Source organism: Pseudomonas sp. GW821-FHT02A08, from assembly GCF_059422045.1.
Window position 1 is genome coordinate 53,072 of sequence record NZ_JBWKWD010000023.1, and the last position, 21,148, is coordinate 74,219.

A 21,148-nucleotide genomic window follows, 5' to 3' on the forward strand; every position below is an offset into this window, starting at 1 on the left:
GTTTATTTGCTCGCCCAGGCGTTGAAGCGCTCTTCCAGCTCTTCGCCATGATCGACCCAGAATCCGACGTTCATCGATAACGCGCCCTTGAGGTTCTGCGGCGCCGTGGGCACCCATTGCGCCAGTTTGTCGTCCAGCCGTGCGGCGGCCTGGATGTTGGTCGGGCCGTAGGGAATCTGCTGTACATAGTTGACCTGGGCGTCCGGCTGGTTGGCGAAGGCGATAAAGCGCTTGGCCTGATCCACATGCCTGGAGCCTTTGATGATCGCCCAGTAGTCCATGCCGTACAGGCTGCCGGGCCAGACCAGAGCGAGGGGGCTGCCTTTCTGCGCGGCGTCGGCGATGCGTCCGCTGTAGGTCGAGGTCATCACCACATCGCCGGCGGTCAGCCACTGGGGCGGTTGCGCGCCGGCTTCCCACCACTGGATGTACGGCTTGAGTTCAGTGAGTTTGGCGAATGCCCGGTCCACGCCTTGCGGGGTGCCGAGTACTTTGTAGACGTCTTCGGTTTTCACGCCGTCCGCGAGCAAGGCGAATTCCAGGTTGTACACCGCGCGTTTACGCAGCCCGCGCTTGCCGGGGGTTTTCTTCACGTCCCAGAAGTCTGCCCACGAGGTCGGGGCCTGGGCCAGTTTGTCGGTGTCGTAGGCAATCGCCACGCTCCACACCAGTGCGGCGGAACCGCATTCCTGTGCAGCTTGCGGGATCAACTGGTCGGCGTGGCCCAGGCGGGTCCAGTCCAGGCGCTCGTACATGCCTTCCTCGCAGCCGCGCATCAGGTCCGGGCCTTCGATCTGCACCACGTCCCAGTCGACGTTGCCGGTGTCGACCATCACTTTGATCTTGGCCATCTCACCGTTGTATTCGCTCTGGATGACCTTGCTTTGATCCACGGCGGCGAAGGGTTGAAAGAACGCCACGTCCTGGGCTTTTTGTCCGGCTCCGCCGTATCCGACCACCACCATGTCCGATGCTGCCTGAGCGCTGCCCAGGCCCATGGCCACAGACAACACCAAGGGATAAAAACCGTGCTTGAGCGTGTGCGATTTCATCAGTGGTTCCTCTTGCAGGTGCCGCCCGGACAGAGGCCGGCGCAGCCCTTTTTATTGTTGTGAGGTACGGCCCGGGAGCGGGCTCGAAATGAAATTACTCCACGCCACAGTAAAAAAACAAGTTGATTTTTTACTGAAGGTAAATTTCTATAGCGCAATAATGACAACGAACAAAACCTGCTGCCTCTGTAGGAGCGAGCTCGCTCCTACACAGGTCAGCCTGCCTGGAGTATCCGCACCATGCCGACCTCGACACCTGCCTTCGCGCACCTGTTCGAACCCCTGGAAATCCGTGGCAAGCGCCTGAAAAACCGCATCATGTCCAGCGGTCACGACACCTCGATGCCCACCGACAATCTGGTCAACGAGCAATTGATCGCCTACCACCGGGCACGTGCCGAAGGCGGTGCCGGGCTCATCGTGCTGCAAGTGGCCGGTGTGCACGACAGTGCGCGATACACCTCCCACGTGCTGATGGCCACCGACGATGCGTGCATCGAGGGCTACCGCAAACTGGCGCAAACCTGCCATGCCCACGGCACCGTGGTGTTGTCCCAAGTGTTCCATCCGGGTCGGGAGATCATGGAGTCCAGCGATGGCCTGCTGGCGGTGGCCTACTCCGCCTCGTCGGTGCCCAATGAACGTTTCCGGGTGATGCCCCGCGCCCTCGATCAGGCCATGATCGACGAGATCGTCGCCGGTTATGCCGCTGCCGCCCGCCGCCTGCATCAGGCCGGGATCGATGGCGTCGAAGTGGTTGCCAGCCATGGTTACCTGCCGGCGCAATTCATCAATCCGCGGGTCAACCGGCGCACCGATGGTTACAACGGCGAGTTGGATCAGCGCTTGCGTTTCCTGCGCGAAGTCATCAAAGCCGTGCGTGCGGCGACCGACGAGCAGTTCATCATCGGCCTGCGCATTTCCGCCGACGAGCGCGACCCCGAAGGCCTCACCGAAGACGAATCCCTGGCCGCCGTACAGTCACTGCAAGCGCAGCTCGACTACGTGCACATCGTCGCCGGGACTTCGGCCTCTCTGGGCGGCGCGGTGCATATCGTGCCACCCATGGCGATCGAAGCGGCGTACCTGGCCAAGGAAGCCGGGACGTTCAAGGCCGGCTTGAACATTCCGCTGTTCGTCACCGGGCGCATCAACCAGCCCCAGGAAGCCGAGCTGATTCTGGCTCGCGGCCAGGCCGATGTGTGCGGCATGACCCGGGCACTGATCTGCGACCCGCAAATGCCCAACAAGACCGACACCGGCCACGTCGAAGACGTGCGCGCGTGCATTGCCTGCAACCAAGCGTGCATCGGCCACTTTCACAAGGGCTTGCCGATTTCCTGCATCCAGCACCCGGAAACCGGTCGCGAGCTGATTTTTGCTGAACGCCGACAAGCGATAAATCGCAAACGCATCATGATCGCCGGCGGCGGCCCGGCCGGGATGAAAGCCGCCGCTGTCGCCGCCCAGCGCGGACATGACGTGACCCTGTACGAGGCCGGTTCACAACTGGGCGGCCAGGTATTGCTCGCGCAGTTGCTGCCACGACGCAGTGAGTTTGGCGGCGCGAGCACCAACCTGCAGCGGGAAATGCAGCTGGCCGGGGTACGCGTGGTGCGCAACACACGGGTCGACCGGGCGCTGGTGGAGCAGGAAAAACCGGACATGGTGATCGTCGCCACCGGTGCCGAGCCCTACTGGCCAACCTTCGAACGTGGCGGTGAGTTGCAGGTGGTGGACGCCTGGCAGGTGTTGCGCGACGAGGTAAAGATCGGCCGCTCGGTGGTGGTGGTCGACTGGCGCTGCGACTGGATCGGCCCCGGCATCGCCGAGCGACTGGTACGCGCCGGGCATCAGGTGCAACTGGCGGTCAACGGCACTCATTGCGGGGAAAACCTGCCGCTGTACGTGCGCGATCAACTGGCCGGCGAGCTGCATAAACTGGGTGTACCGATCACGCCATACGCGCGGCTGTATGGCTGCGATGACAACACGGTGTACCTGCAACACACCGCCAGTGGCGAACCGATGCTGATGGAGAACATCGATACGCTGGTGCTGTGCCAGGGCCACCAACCGGTGGATACCCTGGGTGATGAGCTGCAAGGGCTGGTGGAGTTTCGCCGCATCGGCGACTGCCTGGCGCCGCGTACTGCCGAAGAAGCGATTTATGAAGGCCTGAAAGTCGCGTGGGAGCTTTAAGGCTGTTTATACTCCGGGGCTTTAACGGCTAACACCAACCTGTGGGAGCGGGCTTGCTCGCGAATGCGGTGGATCAGTCGCCATTTATGTTGAATGAATAACCGCATTCGCGAGCAAGCCCGCTCCCACAGGGATTGTGGTCTTTGGCTCAGCCCCCGGTTCGGAACTTTCCATGAGCAACAACAGCAAGACCCCGCCCGCCCCCGGCAACGCCGAACCGCATTTTCTCGGCACGCGCATTCGCGGCCTGCGCAAGCGCCGGGGCATGACCCTGGCGGAACTGGCGCAACAGAGCGAACTCACCGCCGGCTACATCAGCCAGCTGGAACGCAACCTTGCTTACCCGTCGATTCCGGCGCTGTTCAACATTGCCCGCAGCCTCGGCGTCACCATCCAGTGGTTCTTCGCCAGTGAAGCGGTCACCGCGCCCGAAGACGATGGCGTCGTGGTGCGCAAGAACAGCCGCCTGAATGTGCATTACGAAGACGGCATCGTCGACCAGTTGCTGACCCCGCAAGCCAACCGCCAACTGGAAATGCTCCACTCGCGCTTCCCGCCCGGCACCTACAGCCAGCAAAGCTACAGCCACGACGGTGAAGAAGCCGGCTACTTGCTCTCGGGGAGTTTCGAGTTATGGGTCGGCGAGCGCCATTTCCAGCTCAATGAAGGCGACAGCTTCAGCTTTTCCAGCCAGGAACCGCACCGCTATGGCAACCCTGGCGATGTCGATGCGGTGGTGATCTGGGTGATTACGCCACCGACGTTCTAACGTCGGCTGCGAGCGCTTGCCTGAGTGGTACTCGCACGCTTGAGGGTGTCACTCGGCAGCTCGTTGAACAATGCGCGGTAGCTGCTGGAAAACCGCCCCAGATGCCAGAACGACCAATGCATCGCCACCTCGGCCACGGTAGTTTGCGTGGGCGTGCGACTGAGCAATTCGCGGCGGGCGCTGTTGAGGCGGCGCAGGCGCAGCCATTGGGTCGGCGACATGCCGGTGTAGGTCTTGAACGCATGCTGCAACTGGCGCAGTGAAACCCCGGCAACCTGGGACAACTCCAGCAGGTTGAGGTGTTCTTCCGGGGTGTCCGCCGCCCATTCCCCTACCCGCTTCATGATCGACCGCTCGCCGGCCCGACGCTGCAAGGCCCCCTGGTCGAGGCCGACACAGGCGTTGTCGAGGATGAACAGACAGTCTTCCAGCAATTGCTGGGTCAGCGCTTCGCGGCTCGGCGGATCGAAGGTCTGCGACAGCCGCGTCAAGGTCCCGCTGAGCCAACGGCAGAACAGCGCGTTCTGCTGCGAGTTGAGCGGTGCCATGAACAGCCCTTCGAGCCGGGCGATGTCCAGACTATGACGTTGTACAAACTCCGGCCCGAACACCACGGCGATTTCCTGGTAGTTCTCCGGGGTGATCCAGATGTTGCGGCTCTCGCCATTCAACACGTACAGCGCGTTGTCGCCGCGATCGAAACAGAACGACAACGAGCCCTGGGGCGCGCTGAAATTCTGCTCGACCCGGGTGTTCATCGACTCTTCGTATATCTCCACGCCCTGCAGATCCAGATAGCGCACCAGGCCTGCGAAATGCCCCGGCGACATCTGCTGGTATTGCTGCACCCAGCCCGGCGTGGCGCGGATTTGCTCGGCGACATCGGCGGTGTTGAAGGCTTGGACCTGGAGGGCGTTGGAACCTGTCATGGGGCGACCTTACGCACTCTTTTGGTGCGCTTTGTACTGCTTAAAGTGGATAGATGGAACCGCAAGGCTCGCACAAGATAGTCGTCAACGCGCTACAGGGGAAGTGTCCGGCGGATGAAACCGGTCTCTCCTGGCGTTAATAAAACCAATAACGAGGTCTTTATGAATGTCCCTTTCGATCAGCTGTTCACTTGGCTGAAAGATCACAAGATTACCGAAGTCGAGTGCGTTGTCAGCGACCTGACCGGCATTGCACGCGGCAAAATTGCACCGACCAACAAGTTCCTGCATGAGCGAGGCATGCGCCTGCCGGAAAGTGTCCTTCTGCAAACGGTAACCGGGGACTTTGTCGACGACGACATCTACTACGACCTGCTCGACCCGGCCGACATCGACATGGTCTGCAAGCCGGACGCCGACGCTGTCTACGTGGTGCCATGGGCCATCGAGCCGACCGCCATCGTGATCCACGACACCTTCGACAAGTTCGGCAACCCGATCGAACTGTCGCCGCGCAACGTGCTGAAGAAAGTCCTGCAGTTGTACACCGACAAAGGCTGGCGGCCGATCGTCGCGCCGGAAATGGAGTTCTACCTGACCCAGCGCTGCGAAGACCCGGACCTGCCGCTCAAGGCACCGATGGGCCGTTCGGGCCGCGCCGAAAGTGGTCGCCAGTCGTTCTCCATCGACGCGGCCAACGAATTCGATCCGCTGTTCGAAGACGTTTATGACTGGTGCGAACTGCAAGGCCTGGACCTCGATACGCTGATCCACGAAGACGGCCCGGCGCAGATGGAAATCAACTTCCGTCACGGCAACGCCCTGGACCTGGCCGACCAGATCACCGTGTTCAAGCGCACCATGCGTGAAGCGGCGCTCAAGCACAACGTGGCGGCCACCTTCATGGCCAAGCCGGTCGGCGACGAGCCAGGCAGTGCCATGCACCTTCACCAGAGCGTGGTGGACATCGCCACCGGCCAGCCGATCTTTGCCGATGCCGATGGCAACATGAGCGAGCTGTTCCTGCATCACATTGGCGGCTTGCAGAAGTACATCCCGAAAGTGCTGCCGATGTTCGCGCCGAACGTCAATTCGTTCCGCCGCTTCCTGCCGGACACCTCGGCACCGGTGAACGTCGAATGGGGCGAAGAAAACCGCACCGTCGGCCTGCGCGTGCCGACTTCCAGCCCCGATGCAATGCGCGTGGAAAACCGCTTGCCGGGTGCCGACGCCAACCCGTACCTGGCCATCGCCGCCAGCCTGCTGTGTGGTTACCTGGGCATGGTCGAGCGCGTCGAGCCGAGCGCTGCGGTACAGGGCCGCGCCTATGAACGTCGCAACCTGCGCCTGCCGATCACCATCGAGGACGCCCTGACCCAGATGGAAGAGTGCGACACCATCAGCCGCTACCTGGGCAGCAAGTTCGTGCGGGGCTATGTCGCGGTCAAACGCGCCGAGCACGAGAACTTCAAACGGGTGATCAGTTCGTGGGAGCGTGAGTTCCTGATGCTCAGCGTCTAAGGCCCCCGCTCCCCCAGGCATCACACATTCCCTGTGGGAGCGGGCTTGCTCGCGAAGGCGGCCTGTCAGTCAACGACGATGTTGTATGTACCGGCCTATTCGCGAGCAAGCCCGCTCCCACAAGAGGACACAGAACACCAAAGAATTGCCTGAAGAATCCAATAATTCCAAGAAGGTATCGATATGCGTCTATTGAAATCCGTGGTTCCAGCCGCACTGGCGGTTCTGTTCAGCGCCGTTGCCCAGGCTCAGCCCCAGGTGAGTGTCTACAACTGGACCGACTACATCGGCGAAACCACCCTCGCCGACTTCCAGGCCAAGACCGGGATCAAGGTGATCTACGACGTATTCGATTCCAACGAAACCCTGGAAGGCAAATTGCTTGCCGGTCGCACCGGGTATGACGTGGTGGTGCCGTCCAACCACTTTCTCGCCCGCCAGGTAAAGGCCGGCGCGTTCCTCAAGCTCGATCGCGAGCAGCTGCCGAACTTCAAGAACCTCGACCCGAAACTGCTGGCTTTGCTTGAGAAAAACGATCCGGGCAACTCGCACTCGGTGCCGTACCTGTGGGGCACCAACGGCATCGGCTATAACGTCGACAAGGTCAAGGCTGTGCTGGGCATCGACAGGATCGACTCCTGGGCCGTGCTGTTCGAGCCGGAAAACATCAAGAAGCTCAGCGCCTGCGGCGTGTCGATGATGGACTCGGCGGACGAAGTGTTCCCGGCGGTCCTCAACTACATGGGCATGGACCCGCGCAGCGAAAACCCCGAGGACTTCAAGAAGGCCGAAGCCAAGCTGCTGCAGATCCGCCCCTACATCACCTACTTCCACTCCTCCAAGTACGTCTCGGACCTGGCCAACGGCGACATCTGCGTGGCGTTCGGTTACTCGGGCGACGTGTTCCAGGCCGCCAACCGCGCCAAGGAAGCCAACAACGGCGTGAACATCGCCTACGCCATTCCCAAGGAAGGCGCCAACCTGTGGTTCGACCTGCTGGCGATCCCCGCCGACGCCAGCAATCCGAAAGAAGCCCACGCCTTCATCAACTACCTGCTGGACCCGCAAGTGATTGCCAAGGTCAGCGCTTCGGTCGGCTACGCCAACCCGAACCCGGCCGCCAAGCAGTACATGGACCCTGAGCTGGTCAGCAACCCCGAGGTCTATCCGCCCCAGGAAGTCCTCGACAAACTCTACATCTCCACCACGCCGCCGCAGTCGATCATGCGCCTGATGACCCGCTCGTGGAGCAAAGTGAAGTCCAACAAATGAATCAGTACACAGAGGAACACACCCACTCCTATTACGCGGCGTCCGCCAAGGGCATGAGGCAGCGTCCCGCGCTGGCCTCGGACCTGACGGCCGATGTCTGCGTGGTCGGCGCGGGTTTCACCGGCATCAACACCGCCATCGAACTGGCCCAGCGCGGGCTCTCGGTGGTCCTGCTGGAGGCCCGGCGGATTGGCTGGGGCGCCAGCGGGCGCAACGGTGGCCAGTTGATTCGTGGTATCGGCCATGACGTCAGCGGATTCGCCAAACACATCGGCGCCGATGGTGTGCAATACCTGGAACACGCCGGGACCGAGTCGGTGCAAGTCGTGGCCAATCGCATCCGCGAGCACGGTATCGATTGCGACCTGAGCTGGGGCTTCTGCGAACTGGCCAATACCCCGGCCCAGTTCAAGGCGTTCAAGGCCGAGCAGGCGGAACTGATCGAGTCCGGTTATGCCTTTGAAACCCGACTGGTGGCGCCGCAGCAGATTCGTGAGCAGGTGGTGAACTCCGGCGTGTATGCCGGTGGCCTGGTGGACATGGGCTCGGGGCATTTGCATCCGCTGAACCTGGTCCTTGGCGAAGCGCAAGTTGCCGAGTCCCTTGGGGTGCAAATTTTCGAGCAGAGCCCGGTGCTGGAGTTGATCCATGGCAGCACGGTGCAGGTCCGTTGCGCGGGTGGAACAGTGCGCGCCGACACGTTGGTGCTGGCCTGCAACGCGCACCTCGAAGAACTGGAACCGAAGCTCAGCGGCAAGGTGCTCCCGGCGGGCAGCTACATCATCGCCACCGAGCCATTGTCGCAAGATGCCGCTGCAAAACTGATCCCGCACAACGTCGCGCTGTGCGACCAGAAGGTCGGTCTGGATTACTACCGGCTCTCGGCTGACCGGCGCTTGCTGTTCGGCGGTGCCTGCCACTACTCCGGGCGCGATCCGTCGGACATCGCGGCCTACATGCGTCCGCAGATGCTCAAGGTGTTCCCGCAACTGGCCGATGTGCGCATCGACTATCAGTGGGGCGGCAAGATCGGCATCTCGGCCAACCGCTTCCCCCAGGTCGGGCGCCTGAGCCAGCACCCGAACGTGTTCTACGCCCAGGGCTACTCCGGTCATGGCCTGAACGTGACCCACTGGTGCGCCAAACTGTTGGGCGAAGCGATCCATGCCGGTCACAGCAAAGGCTTCGACGTGTTCAGCGCCGTGCCGCACATGACCTTCCCCGGCGGCCGTGCCTTGCGCTCGCCACTGCTGGCACTTGGCATGTTCTGGTATCGGATGCGGGAAATGCTCGGCTGACACAATCCTCCCGGACGCCCCCTGCCTACTGTGGGAGCGGCGGTGCGGCGATCCGACTTGCTCGCGAAAGCGGTCAGACATTCAACATTGATGTCGACTGACCCACCGCTTTCGCGAGCAAGCCCGCTCCCACAGGTTCAGTGGTTGAGCGCAAAACCTGCGAACTACCCATCCCCTTGTTTCGACTTTCGATTTGCTCAATTGCAAGGCACTTCTATATTGAGGAGGTGCTCTGAACTTCCTGCCTTCTGTTGAGCCTGGCCCATGGCATCTACCGATCAACTGATCATCTGCGAGCACTGCGACAGCGTGTACCAAAAAGTGACGCTCGCCAAACATCAGAAAACCCTGTGTACGCGCTGCGGCGGCGTGCTGCAGCGCTATAACGGCCTGACAGTGGAACAGCGTCTTGCGTTGACCTTCACCGCGCTGATGCTGTGGATTTTCGCCAATTTCTATCCAGTGATGAGCATCAGCCTCAAAGGCTCGAAGCACAGCGCCACCCTCTGGGACTCGGTGCTGGCCCTGAGCCTGGGGCCTATCACCTTCATCGCCATGGTGGCGGCGATCGCCATGATCATCGCGCCGATCTTCCAGTTGTTGCTGCTGATCTGGGTGCTGGGCTTCGCACTCTCCGGGCAACGCTCACCCGGCTTCAGGTTCTGCATGCGCTGGCTGGAAACCCTGAGGCCCTGGAGCATGCTCGAAGTCTGCCTGCTGGGCGCCATGGTCGCCGTGATCAAACTCGCCGGGCTGCTTGATGTGCTGCCCGGTATCGGGTTGTTTGCCCTGGCCGTGTTGAGCCTGATGATGATCCGCATCGCCGGGCGCGACATCCGCGAACTTTGGGACATTGTATGAGCACGCCTCCGTACGCCGACGAGCTCAACCTGTGCCTGTGTCACACCTGCGGCCTGGCTTGCGACATGACTGACGAACCTCACGAATGCGAGCGTTGCGGTGCGCCGCTGCACCGGCGCAAAACCAACTCGCTGACCCGCACCTGGGCCTACATGATCGCGGCCCTGGTGTTTTACATCCCGGCCAACCTGTTGCCGGTGATGAACACCGAAATGGTCGGCCATGGCGCCGACAGCACGATCATGAGCGGCGTGCTGGAGTTCTGGCAGGCCGGGGCCTGGGACATCGCCCTGATCATTTTCATTGCCAGTATCGCGGTACCGGGCATCAAGTTCGTCGCCATCACGCTGCTGCTGGTCACCGTGCAACGCGACAGTGAGTGGGCACGTAAAGAGCGGTCGACGCTGTTCCGCTTCGTCGAGGTCATCGGCTACTGGTCGATGCTCGATGTGATCGTGGTCGCACTGGTCGCCTCGCTGGTGAAATTCCAGGCCCTGGCCGACATCGAGCCGCGCCCGGGCATTCTGTTCTTTGGTCTGGTGGTGGTGTTCACCATGCTCTCGGCCATGAGTTTCGACCCGCGCATGATCTGGGATAAAGAACGGGAAAACCCAAACAATGAGGAGGTCACGGATGAAGTCACAAGCCACTGACGGGCCGCAAGCCCCCGGGCAGGCACCGATCAAGACCCGCCGTTTCAGCGTTTCGCTGGTCTGGATCGTGCCGATCGTCGCGGTGCTGGTGGGTATTTCGCTGGTGGTTCACAGCATTCTGCAGCAAGGCCCGACCATTGTTGTCACGTTCAAGACCGGGAGCGGCCTGACCGCGAATAAAACCGAGGTCAAGTACCGTAATGTGGTGATTGGCCAAGTCTCGGATGTGGAACTGAGCAATGACCAGAAGAGTGTGAACGCCACCATCAAGCTGGCCAAGCAGGCCGAAAGCTTCACCCGCGAAGACTCGCAGTTCTGGGTAGTGCGGCCGCGCATTGGAGCGGGCGGTGTATCCGGTATCGATACGCTGCTGTCGGGCGATTACATCGGTGCCGATATCGGCCAGGCCAACGGCCGGGCAAAACACTTCACGGGGCTGGAGAACCCGCCACCCATCACCTACGGCGAGCCGGGCAAGCGTTTCACCTTGTTCACCCAGGATCTGGGGTCGCTGGACATCGGCTCTCCGGTTTACTACCGCAAGATCCCGGTGGGCCAGGTGGTGGCCTACGCGCTGGACCCGGATGGCAAAGGCGTGAACATAGAGCTGTTCATCCATGCCCCCAATGACAAGTACGTCACCGAAAACACCCGTTTCTGGAACGCCAGCGGCATTGACGTGAACGTCGGCGCCAACGGTTTTGCGGTCAAGACCGAATCCTTGTCGTCCTTGCTGGTGGGCGGCATTGCCTTCCGCGCGCCCGACTACAGCCCCAACGATAAGCCTGCTGCCGCAGAGTACGCCTACGAACTGTTCGAAGACCAACAAACCGCCCTCGCCCCGCCAAACGGCAAGCCGCAATACCTGGCCATGCGCTTCGACCAGGCACTGCGAGGGCTCAAGGTCGATGCCCCGGTGGAATTCCTCGGTGTGGAAATCGGCAAGGTGGTGGCGGTCAATCTGGATTACGACGAGAAAAAACGTTCCTTTCCGATCAACGTCGGAATCGTGATTTACCCGCAGCGCCTGGGCCAGGCCCACATCAAAATGCTCAAGGCACTCAATCATGACCCTAATGATGAGGCCGGGGGCGTGCGCCTGATCGGCACCTTTATCGAAAACGGCCTGCGAGCCCAGGCCCGCACCGGCAACTTCCTGACCGGCCAGTTGTACATTTCCCTGGACTTCTACCCCAAGGCCGACAAAGTCACCTTCGATGCAAACGCACGCCCGGTCATGATTCCAACCATTCCCGGCAGCCTCGAGCAATTGCAGGAAAAACTCGAATCCATGGTCGACAAGATCAACAAACTGCCGATCGAGCGCATCGCCGGCAATCTCGATGGCAATCTCGTCGAACTGCGCAAAGGCATGATGCAATTCAACGGCAAGATCCTGCCTGGCGTGCAAACCACCCTGTCGGATGTCAGCAAGACCCTGGAAACCGCCAATTCGACCCTGCAGTCCGCCAGTTCGACCTTGGCCGAGGATTCGCCGCAACGGGAAAAACTGGGGCAAACCCTGGATGAACTGGGACGCACGTCGAGATCCTTGCGTGATCTTTCGGATTACCTGGGACGGCATCCGGAATCGCTGCTTCGCGGCCGTCCGAAAAATGCCGCGCCCATGAATCTGCAAGGGCCGCCGCGCAATTGAACACAGGAGCAATACCCATGGCTTTACCGCTGAAGTTCACCCTGGTCACCGCGATGTTGCTGCTCGCCGCCTGCCGCAGTGACCCGATTCAATTCCACACCCTGACCCCGGCCCAGGAAGGCAATCACTCAAGGACCACCGTCGGGGTGATCGAGATCGAGATGCTCAGCGTGCCGCCCCAAGTCGATCGCGCGCAGATCGTCATTCGCGAGGGCAACAGTGGCCTGGTGATCCTGGAAACCCAATGGTGGGGCGCTACCCTCGTGGACGAATTGCGCAGTGCGCTGGTTGATCAACTGAGTAACCGTCCTGTACAAGGCCGACATTCGGTGCGGATCGATGTGCAGCGTTTTGACTCGGTCCCCGGCCAGTACGCCTTGATGGACGTGGAATGGCGCCTGCGCAGTGCCAGCACCGGCGACACGGCCCGGGTGATTTGCCGCAGTACCTTGCAAACGCCCTCGGGCGCGACCATCGATGACCTGGTGCTTGCCCAGCAAAACAACGTCAAACGCCTGGCCGCGCTGATCAGCCAGGCGGCCATCAAACCACAGGCGAGTTGCCCCGCGCCCTGAACGCTTTCGCCCCCGGTTCAACGGCGACAAGTTCGCCGTTGATCCGTCCCTTCTGTGTTCCGCTGTAATTCTGCGCAACAGAAAAAGATAACAATTCCCAGTAACCGACTAGTGACTAGCGGTACCTCCCCTGCAATTTTTTCACATTCCTTTCACTGCCCTGACACTTGCAGAGTTGTAACTTTCGCTGCAGTTAATTCACCGAACTTGGTCCAGGTGGATTTTTTTATGCTGTTTCGGGCTTTATCAACAGCACTTTCCTGGTGCTCCAATGGTGGAAAAACTTGGTCAACCCTGTCTCGCGTAAACCGTCTTCGCGCCTGTCCAGATCAGTCGTGGCCATTGGCGTACTGACCGTCGGCTTGCTGGCCGCCGGTTTTTTCCTGTGGCCCAAATCCCCGACCAACCTGGCCCAGGAGAGCGCGCAAGCCCGGGCCCGATTGCTGCAACACTGGAGTGCCGGCGAGATCGCGGTGCTGGTTCGTCATACCGAACGTTGCGACCGTTCCAGCAACCCATGCCTGGGCCCGGCTGACGGCATTACCCGTGTCGGCAGTGAAGCGGCGGCCGTTGTCGGGCAAGGTCTGGCACACCTGGGTCTGTCACAGACCGACATCCTGACCAGCCCCGTTACACGCACCGTGCAGACCGCGCATTACATGTTCAACAGTGACCCTCGGTCCCAGGAATGGCTGGCCACCTGCGGCACGACCCTGCGTAACGATGTCGTGGCACACAAGGTGGCCCATCGCAACCTGGTACTGGTGACCCACAGCGGTTGCATCGCGGACTTTGAACAGCAGACCGGCCTCAAGCATGCGGCGAAGGACGCCGAGTACGGCAGCTCGTTGTTTGTCCACATCGATGGTAATGGGCAACTGCAAGTGCTCGGTATTGTGAATGCCGAAGACTGGAACACACTGTTACAAAAATAGAACTGAAATTTTTACGGCTCAAAAATTTTGCTACTAAGTTATTTCAAGCCGGACTGAATGAAGCCTGAACAAAACGGCGAGAAGTGTGATTGAACTTCTCGCCGTTCAATATCATTGCCGACTTTCTCCTACAAGTTGCACATCACTCTCTAACCAGCCACTTCAGCGCCAAGGTCGAGTCATGACGTCAAATCAGCCATTGCCAGATTTTACTGGCCAGCCTTCCCGCCTGCACGCCCCAACGGCGTCTGTCAACGAGCGCTGGATGTTATTCGCCTTGGTACTGGCGTTCTTCGCGTTCTACTTGCTACCCTTGATGAGCCACGGCCTGTGGATTCCAGATGAAACCCGTTATGCGCAGATCAGCCAGGAAATGCTGCAGAGCGGGAACTGGATCTCGCCGCACTTCATGGGCCTTCGTTATTTCGAAAAACCGATTGCCGGGTACTGGATGATTGCCATCGGTCAGGCGGTGTTTGGCGACAACTTGTTCGGGGTGCGCATCGCGTCGGCGCTGAGCACCGGGCTGAGCGTTTGGCTGACCTGGCTGATTGCCCGCCGGTTCTGGGGCGATCCGCGCAAAAGTTTTGCCTGCGCACTGTTGTACATGAGTTTCGGGCTGATTGCCGGTCAGGCCGGGTACGCCAACCTCGACCCGCAATTCACCCTGTGGGTCAACCTGAGCCTGGTCTCCCTGTGGTTTGCCATCGACAGCCGCACCACCCGTGCCCGCCTGGTTGCCTGGGTGGTCCTGGGCATCGCTTGCGGCATGGGCTTCATGACCAAGGGCTTCCTGGCCTGGCTGCTGCCGGCGGTGATCGCCCTGCCCTACATGCTCTGGCAGCGTCGTATTGGCGAGCTATTGCGTTACGGGCCACTGGCTGTTGTGGTCGCCACGGCCGTCTGCCTGCCCTGGGCGCTGGCCATTCATCATCAAGAACCGGATTTCTGGAATTTCTTTTTCTGGAACGAACACGTACGCCGCTTCGCCGCCGACAACGCGCAACACGCCCGTCCGTGGTGGTTCTACCTGCCGATGCTGGTTGTTTCTGTCCTGCCCTGGGCTGTGTTGTTACCAACAACCCTCATCCAGGCCTGGAACAACAAGCGTCAGCCCGTCAGCGGTTTTCTCCTGCTCTGGTTGTTGTTGCCATTGGCGATTTTCAGCATGAGCAGCGGCAAGTTGCCGACCTACATCATGCCGTGCCTGTTGCCGCTGGCGCTGCTGATGGGGGATGCCCTGACCCGCCTTCTGCAACAGGCACGGGGACGGACGATTCGCCTCAACGGATGGCTCAACGTCATCATTGCCACGGCGGCCCTGACGGCCTTGCTGTACCTGCAATTGCGCAAAGAAATTTTTGAGAACACCGAGATGTTCAGCCTGTCCCTGGCGTTCATCGTGCTGCTGGGCTGGATCATCGCCAACGCCCTGCAAATCCTGCGGCCATTGACGTTATGGGCGATGCCGGCCCTCGGCATCTGGCTGCTGGTGGCGCTGCTACCTGCCGCCATGCCGGGCCAGATCGTCGACAGCAAGATGCCCGACCGGTTTATCTCCGAACACCTGGACAGCCTGAACCAGACCACCACTCTGCTGAGCAACGACCTGGGGGCAGCCTCGGCCTTGTCTTGGCTGACCAGGCGACCGGAAGTAGCGCTCTACAACGTCGTCGGTGAATTGAAATACGGCCTCCAGGATCCCGCGGCGGCCTCGCGCAAGGTGAGCCTGCAAGACGTCGGGCAATGGATGAACGAGGCGCGCAAGAAGGGCTCGGTCGGGGTGGTGATGCGGGTCAACAGCGTCGCCGAGGTTCAGGAAGTCGAGGCGCTACCCACCGACGGCACGCGTTATCAGCGCGGCAACCTGCAGGTCCTGATCTTCCCGCAAATCCGGCCCTGATCGCCGAGACGAAAAAACCCGAGTGGCCCGGACGGCCGCTCGGGTTTTTCATTTCCGCCCGCGATCTTCGTCTGTGGGGTGTTCAGCACCGCGGCAACGCCGGTACTCTTCGCGCCATCCATCGATAGCGTTTAACCACCGAGAGCCGTCAATGCCCGTTGCAGGTACGTTCCAGGGATCGAGCGTCAGAATCCTGATTTATCTATTGTTCACGATCCAGCTTGTCTCCATGGGCGCAATGGAAATGAGCGGCCCGTTCTGGCCCATGTACCTGCGTGGGCTGACAGACTCCGAAGCACTGTTCAGCTTCGCCAGCATCGCCGTGTACATCGGCCCGATGCTGGGCATCATGCTCACCAGCGCGTTCTGGGGCCGTATCGGTGACCGCCATGGACACAAGCTGATGATGATCCGCGCCCTGGCCGGCTTGTCCTTGACGCAACTTGGCCTGGCCCTGTGCAGCGATATCTGGATCATCCTGCTGTTGCGCTTTTTGCAGGGCGCCTTCGCCGGCTACATTGCCCCGGCCCAGGCCTATGGCGTGAGCATCGAAACACCGGCGCGGCGGGCGCGACTGTTCGCCATTTTGCAGATATCGACCAATGTCGGCTCCTTGCTCGGTGCGGTGGTGGGCGGTCTGATTCTCGATTACGCGACGTTTTTCTGGATCAATCTCATCGCTTCGGCGCTATGCGCGGTGTGCACCGTCGTGGCGGCGCTGACCTTGCCGAATGTGCCGCCCGTGGCAAAAGCACCGGTGGCGGCCGCCACAATGCAAGGCAAGCAGTCAGGCAGCCTCTGGCGATATTCGCCGCTACTGCCGTTGATGGCCGTCATGGGCATCCTGTTGCTGGCGCGGATGCTCCCGCAAACTTCGTTCTCGCTGTACGTCAGCTCGGTTTTCCAGGTCAGCCATTCGACCGTGGGCTTGTGTTACGGCTTGCTGGCCCTGGGGTTCATCCTGTCGGCAAGCCCATGGGCGCGATATTTCGAAAACAGAAACCGGCAGCAGACGTTGCACCGCCTCACTTACATCATCCTCGGCTGCGCCGCCCTCAGCGCCGTTGCCGCCATCACTCGCCAACCGATGGTGTTTATCACCGCCTATTTCATCTGGGGCGTGCTGCTGGGGGCGACGACCCCGGTACTGATGGCGCAGATTTCAAAGGCCACCGACAGTGCCCGACAGGGTTATGTGATGGGGGTAGCGCAAAGCGCCCTGCAACTGGCGTCCATCGCCGGCATCTCGGTCGGCGGGTTGCTCAGCCAGGTATATGGCTTGCAGTACACCTACCTGTTCGTTTGCGCAGCCTATCTATTGGCGTTGATTCCCATTGTCGCCCTGCGCACGCGCGGCACGCCCGCACCCTCGGGCGAAACCGCAGCGGGCGACTGACCGGCAGGATCGTGCTTGCGTCGGAGGCAGGCTGTCCATTAGCATTGGGAATACTTCTCAATTACAAAAAAACCATCCATGAGCGACGCTGTCTCCGCCCCCCACAACAATCATCTGGCCCTGATCGAGGCGCTCTACAGCGGCCATCACGGCTGGCTGTACGCCACATTACGGAAAAAACTGGGCAACGCCATGGATGCGGCGGATCTGACGCAGGACACCTTCACCCGCATTCTGGCCTCGCGGGTGTCGGTCATCGAGCAACCCCGGGCCTACCTGAGTTGCGTGGCCAAGGGCATCCTGGTCAATTGGTATCAGCGCAAGGCGCTGGAACACGCCTACCTCGACGCCCTGGCATTGTTGCCCGCGCCGCAAGTGCCGTCACCCGAATTGCGTTTCATCGTGCTCGAAACCCTGCATGAAATCGACGCGATGCTCGATGCCTTGCCGCCGCTGGTCAAACGGGCATTCTTGCTGTCGCAGATCAGCGGCCTGAAGTACGACGATATCGCCGCGCAACTCGGTGTTTCACTGATCACCGTCAAACGCTACATGAAGCAAGCCTTCGTGCAGTGCCTGTTGCTGGTGGAATGAATGTCGACTTTGCGTAGTCATCTCCAGCTCGATACACAGGCCCTCGAAGAGGCCGCTGAATGGCTGATCCGCCTGAGTGAAGGCGAACTCGACGAAACCGAACGGGCGGAATGGGAGCGCTGGCAGGTCAGCACGCCTGAACGCCATCGAGCCTGGGCCCGCGCCCGATTGCTGCAAAGCAAGCTGGGCGGCCTGCCGCCGTCGCTGGCGATGTCGGCACTGGACCGCCCGAGCAGTCCGGCACGCCGGGTGGCGCTGGGCAAACTGGCGATGATTCTGGCGGCGTTGCCCGTGGGTTGGGGCAGTTGGAGGCTGGTGGAGTCGCAACAGTGGACCGCCGATTACCGCACCGCCGTCGGCCAGCAACGCCAGCTGACCCTGGCCGACGGGTCGCAGATCACCCTCAACACCGACACCGCCCTCGATGTGCTGTTTGACGCCAACCAACGATTGATTCGTTTACGCGAAGGCGAAATCCTGGTGCAGACCGCAGCCGACAGCCTGCCCCAGGCGCGGCCGTTTCTGGTCAGCACCCGACAGGGGTTGATGCAGGCCATGGGCACTCGTTTCACCGTACGAGAACTGTCGAGCCGCACCCAACTGGCGGTCCTTGAGGGGGCGGTCAAGGTGCAGTTGTCCGACGCCGGTCGTGCCGCGCCCTTGATCGTCAACGCCGGCGAACGTACCGATTTTTCGTCGCGCAGCTTTGGTCAACTCAGTCCCGTCGACCGCTCCGTCAGCGCCTGGACCCAAGGCATGTTGATGGCCGACAACCTGCGCCTGGCGGATTTCGTGGCCGAACTGGCGCGTTATCGCAGCGGCATCGTGCGCTGCCACCCGGCGATTGCCGATCTGCGGATCTCCGGCGCCTTCCCCATCCGGGAGACCCAACGCACCCTGAACATGCTTGTGCAGACCTACCCGGTCATCGCCACCGGCCATCTGAGCGGTTATTGGGTGACGCTCTACCCCGCCTGACTCCCTGCAAAAAAAACTGCTGCGCGGGTGATACTTTTTTTGATCTCGGCTGGCAAGGAAAGGAAGCACTTCTCAACCTCGTCGAAAGGGTCATCACTCCATGTTCGTTGCACGACCTCTGCGCTCGGATCGCTCACTCAAACTGGCGATCCGCAGCGCACTGCTAAGCCTTGCCCTGACCAGCGCCGCCAGCCCGTACGCCCAAGCGGCGGAGCCTGCGCAACTGGATGCCGCAGCCACCCGCACCTACAACATTGCCCCCGGTCCACTCGGTACGACCCTGTCGAAATTTGCCGTGGAAGCCGGCATGGCATTGTCGTTCCAGCCGTCGCTGACCGACGGCCTGACCAGCCCGGGCCTGTCAGGCACCTATTCGACCCAGGAAGCCATCAGCAAGCTGCTGGCGGGCAGCGATCTGCAAATCGTAGCGCGTAGCGATGGCAGCTACACCCTGGCGCGTCGCCCGGCTGAAAGCGCGGGCGCCCTGACGCTTGGCGCCACCACGGTCAGCGGTACCGATGGGCGCAGCGACGGCTTGCCAGCTGAGTATCCGGGGGGGCTGGTCGCCCGTGGCGGTCGGCTCGGTATGCTGGGTAACACCGATGTGATGGATGCCCCCTTCAGCGTCAGCAACTACACTTCGACCCTGATGAAGGATCAACAGGCCGTGACCGTGGCCGACGTACTGGAGCGCGATTCTTCCGTGCGTTCCACCGGCCAGACCGGGGGCGTGGTCGATTCGTTCTTCATTCGTGGCTTTCCGGTGGGTGAAGGCAACCTCGGCGAACTGGCCTTCGACGGTGTGTACGGTGTCGCACCCAACTACCGGGTGTTCACCGAGTACGCCGAGCGTATCGAGGTGCTCAAGGGCCCTGGCGCGCTGCTCTACGGCATGTCGCCCAACAGCGGTATCGGCGGTGTGATCAACGTGGTGCCCAAGCGTTCGCTGGACGAGGACCTGACGCGCTTCACCGCCAGCTACGCCATGAATTCCCAGGTGGGCGGGCATATCGACCTCAGCCGCCGCTTCGGTGAAGGCCGCGAGTTCGGCGTGCGCATCAACGGCAGCACGCAAACCGGCGACACCGCCATCGACGAACAATCCCGGGACGTCGACATCGGCTCCATCTCTTTTGATTACCAGGGCGAACGCCTGCGCACTTCCCTGGACCTGATCAGCCAGAAAGAAGAGTTCGACGCGCCTTCGCGGCCGTTCCTCATCGCCTCTGGTGTCGACATCCCTTCCGCCGCCAACGGCCGCACCAATGTCACACAGGAATGGGGCTGGTCCGAAACCCGCGACAAGTCGGCTCTGCTCAGCGGCGAGTACGATCTCAACGACGCACTGACCGTGTTCGCCCATGCCGGCGGCGGCAAGTCCGATGTATCGCGGTTGTCGGACCAGACCCCGACCATCCTCAACAGCGCCGGCGACACGTCCTCGATTCCTGGTTACTACAAGTTCGAAGTCGAGCGTTATACCGTCGACGCCGGCGCCCGACTGCGCTTCGACACCGGCCCGATCAGCCACAGCACCACCCTGCAAGTCACCCGTTACCGTGACGAACTGTCCCGCGGCATCATTTCCGGGCCACCGCTGCTGTCCAACATCTACCACCCGATCGATCGTCCAAAGCCGAACATCCCGACGCCTGCCACACCGAAAGTGTCAGAAACCGAGCTGTCCGGCGTGGCACTGGCCGATACCCTTTCGGTACTGGACGAGCGTGTGCAGGTTACCCTCGGTCTGCGTAAACAGAACATCAAGTCCGACAACTTCAACGCAGCCGGTTTCGTCACCACGTCCTACGACGAAAGCGAAACCACACCGATGTTCGGGTTGGTGGTCAAACCCTGGGATCATGTTTCGTTCTACTACAACTACATCGAAGGCTTGAGCAAAGGCGATGTCGCACCGGCCACGGCGTCGAACTCCGGCGAGATATTCGCGCCCTACATTTCCCGGCAGCAGGAAGTCGGGGTCAAGGTCGACTACGGCACCTTCACCTCGACCCTCAGCCTGTTCCAGATCAAGAAACCAACCGGCGAACTGGCCAACGGCGTGTTCTCGGTACAAGGCGAGCAACGCAACCGCGGCGTGGAGTTGAATGTGTTTGGCGAAATCGCCCAGGGTACTCGCCTGCTCGGTGGCGTCACGTTGCTGGACGCCGAGCTGACCAAGTCCGGCAACCCTGCCAACCGCGGCAATAAACCAGTGGGTGTGCCCGACGTCCAGGCCAACCTCTGGGCCGAATGGGACACGCCCTGGGTCGAAGGCCTGACGCTGACCAGTGGCGCGATCTATACCGACAGCCAATACGTCAACCAGGCCAATAGCCAGGAACTCGACGCATGGACCCGCATTGATGCCGGTGCCCGTTACACCACCCGCATCGCCGCGCACCCGACCACGTTCCGGGCGACAGTGCAGAACGTGTTCGACCGTGAATACTGGTCCGGTGTTGCCTCCTACGGGGCGTTCTCCCAAGGCGCGCCACGCACCCTGCTCATGTCGGCCACCGTCGACTTCTGAAACGCCCGGCCCCGGACAGC

The 21,148-nt window shown here is 61.2% G+C and carries 17 protein-coding genes; 15 read left to right on the forward strand and 2 right to left on the reverse strand.

What is annotated here, in order from left to right; translation table 11 throughout:
• Positions 1-2: 2 nt before the first annotated feature.
• The gene (locus tag AC07W4_RS17295) at positions 3-1,052 is read right to left on the reverse strand and encodes an ABC transporter substrate-binding protein (protein ID WP_495033255.1); all 1,050 of its coding nucleotides are present in this window, start codon (positions 1,050-1,052) and stop codon (positions 3-5) included.
• A 240-nt stretch (positions 1,053-1,292) separates the two neighbouring features.
• On the opposite strand from AC07W4_RS17295, the gene AC07W4_RS17300 reads away from it, so the two are divergent.
• Positions 1,293-3,254, forward strand: a complete 1,962-nt coding sequence (locus tag AC07W4_RS17300) for an oxidoreductase (protein WP_495033256.1) — start codon at positions 1,293-1,295, stop codon at positions 3,252-3,254.
• 172 nt (positions 3,255-3,426) lie between these two features.
• The gene (locus tag AC07W4_RS17305) at positions 3,427-4,023 is read left to right on the forward strand and encodes a cupin domain-containing protein (RefSeq protein ID WP_495033257.1); all 597 of its coding nucleotides are present in this window, start codon (positions 3,427-3,429) and stop codon (positions 4,021-4,023) included.
• Here the strand turns inward: AC07W4_RS17305 and AC07W4_RS17310 are convergent.
• A complete protein-coding gene (locus AC07W4_RS17310) occupies positions 4,020-4,952 on the reverse strand; it encodes a helix-turn-helix domain-containing protein (RefSeq protein ID WP_495033258.1) in 933 nt (310 codons plus the stop codon). The two genes, AC07W4_RS17305 and AC07W4_RS17310, sit on opposite strands and share 4 nt — an antisense overlap.
• A 162-nt stretch (positions 4,953-5,114) precedes the next feature.
• Here AC07W4_RS17310 and AC07W4_RS17315 point away from each other — a divergent pair, with 162 nt between their 5' ends.
• The 13 genes from AC07W4_RS17315 to AC07W4_RS17375 all read left to right on the forward strand — a co-directional run bounded on the left by AC07W4_RS17315 (position 5,115) and on the right by AC07W4_RS17375 (position 21,128).
• Positions 5,115-6,473, forward strand: a complete 1,359-nt coding sequence (locus tag AC07W4_RS17315; protein WP_495033259.1) for a glutamine synthetase family protein — start codon at positions 5,115-5,117, stop codon at positions 6,471-6,473.
• A 183-nt stretch (positions 6,474-6,656) separates the two neighbouring features.
• A complete protein-coding gene (locus AC07W4_RS17320) occupies positions 6,657-7,745 on the forward strand; it encodes a polyamine ABC transporter substrate-binding protein (protein WP_495033260.1) in 1,089 nt (362 codons plus the stop codon).
• On the forward strand, positions 7,742-9,043 hold the full coding sequence (locus AC07W4_RS17325) for an NAD(P)/FAD-dependent oxidoreductase (protein ID WP_495033261.1): 1,302 nt from the start codon (positions 7,742-7,744) through the stop codon (positions 9,041-9,043). The genes AC07W4_RS17320 and AC07W4_RS17325 overlap by 4 nt, the downstream gene beginning before the upstream one ends.
• A 264-nt stretch (positions 9,044-9,307) precedes the next feature.
• Complete coding sequence (locus tag AC07W4_RS17330; protein WP_495033262.1) at positions 9,308-9,904, forward strand: paraquat-inducible protein A; 597 nt, start codon at positions 9,308-9,310, stop codon at positions 9,902-9,904.
• Positions 9,901-10,557, forward strand: a complete 657-nt coding sequence (locus tag AC07W4_RS17335) for a paraquat-inducible protein A (protein ID WP_495033263.1) — start codon at positions 9,901-9,903, stop codon at positions 10,555-10,557. Before AC07W4_RS17330 ends, AC07W4_RS17335 begins: the two co-directional genes overlap by 4 nt.
• Positions 10,538-12,214, forward strand: a complete 1,677-nt coding sequence (locus AC07W4_RS17340) for a PqiB family protein (protein WP_495033264.1) — start codon at positions 10,538-10,540, stop codon at positions 12,212-12,214. Before AC07W4_RS17335 ends, AC07W4_RS17340 begins: the two co-directional genes overlap by 20 nt.
• A 17-nt stretch (positions 12,215-12,231) precedes the next feature.
• Entirely contained in the window at positions 12,232-12,789 is a 558-nt protein-coding gene (locus AC07W4_RS17345) for a PqiC family protein (protein WP_495033265.1), read from the forward strand.
• A gap of 284 nt (positions 12,790-13,073) precedes the next feature.
• Positions 13,074-13,724: a lipopolysaccharide core heptose(II)-phosphate phosphatase PmrG gene (pmrG, locus tag AC07W4_RS17350; protein ID WP_495033266.1), complete on the forward strand. Its 651-nt coding sequence runs from the start codon at positions 13,074-13,076 to the stop codon at positions 13,722-13,724.
• 181 nt (positions 13,725-13,905) lie between these two features.
• Positions 13,906-15,627, forward strand: a complete 1,722-nt coding sequence (gene arnT, locus AC07W4_RS17355) for a lipid IV(A) 4-amino-4-deoxy-L-arabinosyltransferase (protein ID WP_495033267.1) — start codon at positions 13,906-13,908, stop codon at positions 15,625-15,627.
• 151 nt (positions 15,628-15,778) lie between these two features.
• Entirely contained in the window at positions 15,779-17,023 is a 1,245-nt protein-coding gene (locus tag AC07W4_RS17360; RefSeq protein ID WP_495033268.1) for an MFS transporter, read from the forward strand.
• A gap of 78 nt (positions 17,024-17,101) precedes the next feature.
• Positions 17,102-17,617, forward strand: coding sequence for a sigma-70 family RNA polymerase sigma factor (locus AC07W4_RS17365; protein WP_495033269.1), 516 nt, complete (start codon positions 17,102-17,104; stop codon positions 17,615-17,617).
• Positions 17,618-18,595 (forward strand): FecR domain-containing protein, encoded by a 978-nt coding sequence (locus AC07W4_RS17370; protein ID WP_495033270.1) that lies wholly within the window; start codon positions 17,618-17,620, stop codon positions 18,593-18,595.
• A 100-nt stretch (positions 18,596-18,695) separates the two neighbouring features.
• Complete coding sequence (locus tag AC07W4_RS17375) at positions 18,696-21,128, forward strand: TonB-dependent siderophore receptor (protein WP_495033271.1); 2,433 nt, start codon at positions 18,696-18,698, stop codon at positions 21,126-21,128.
• Positions 21,129-21,148 lie beyond the last annotated feature (20 nt).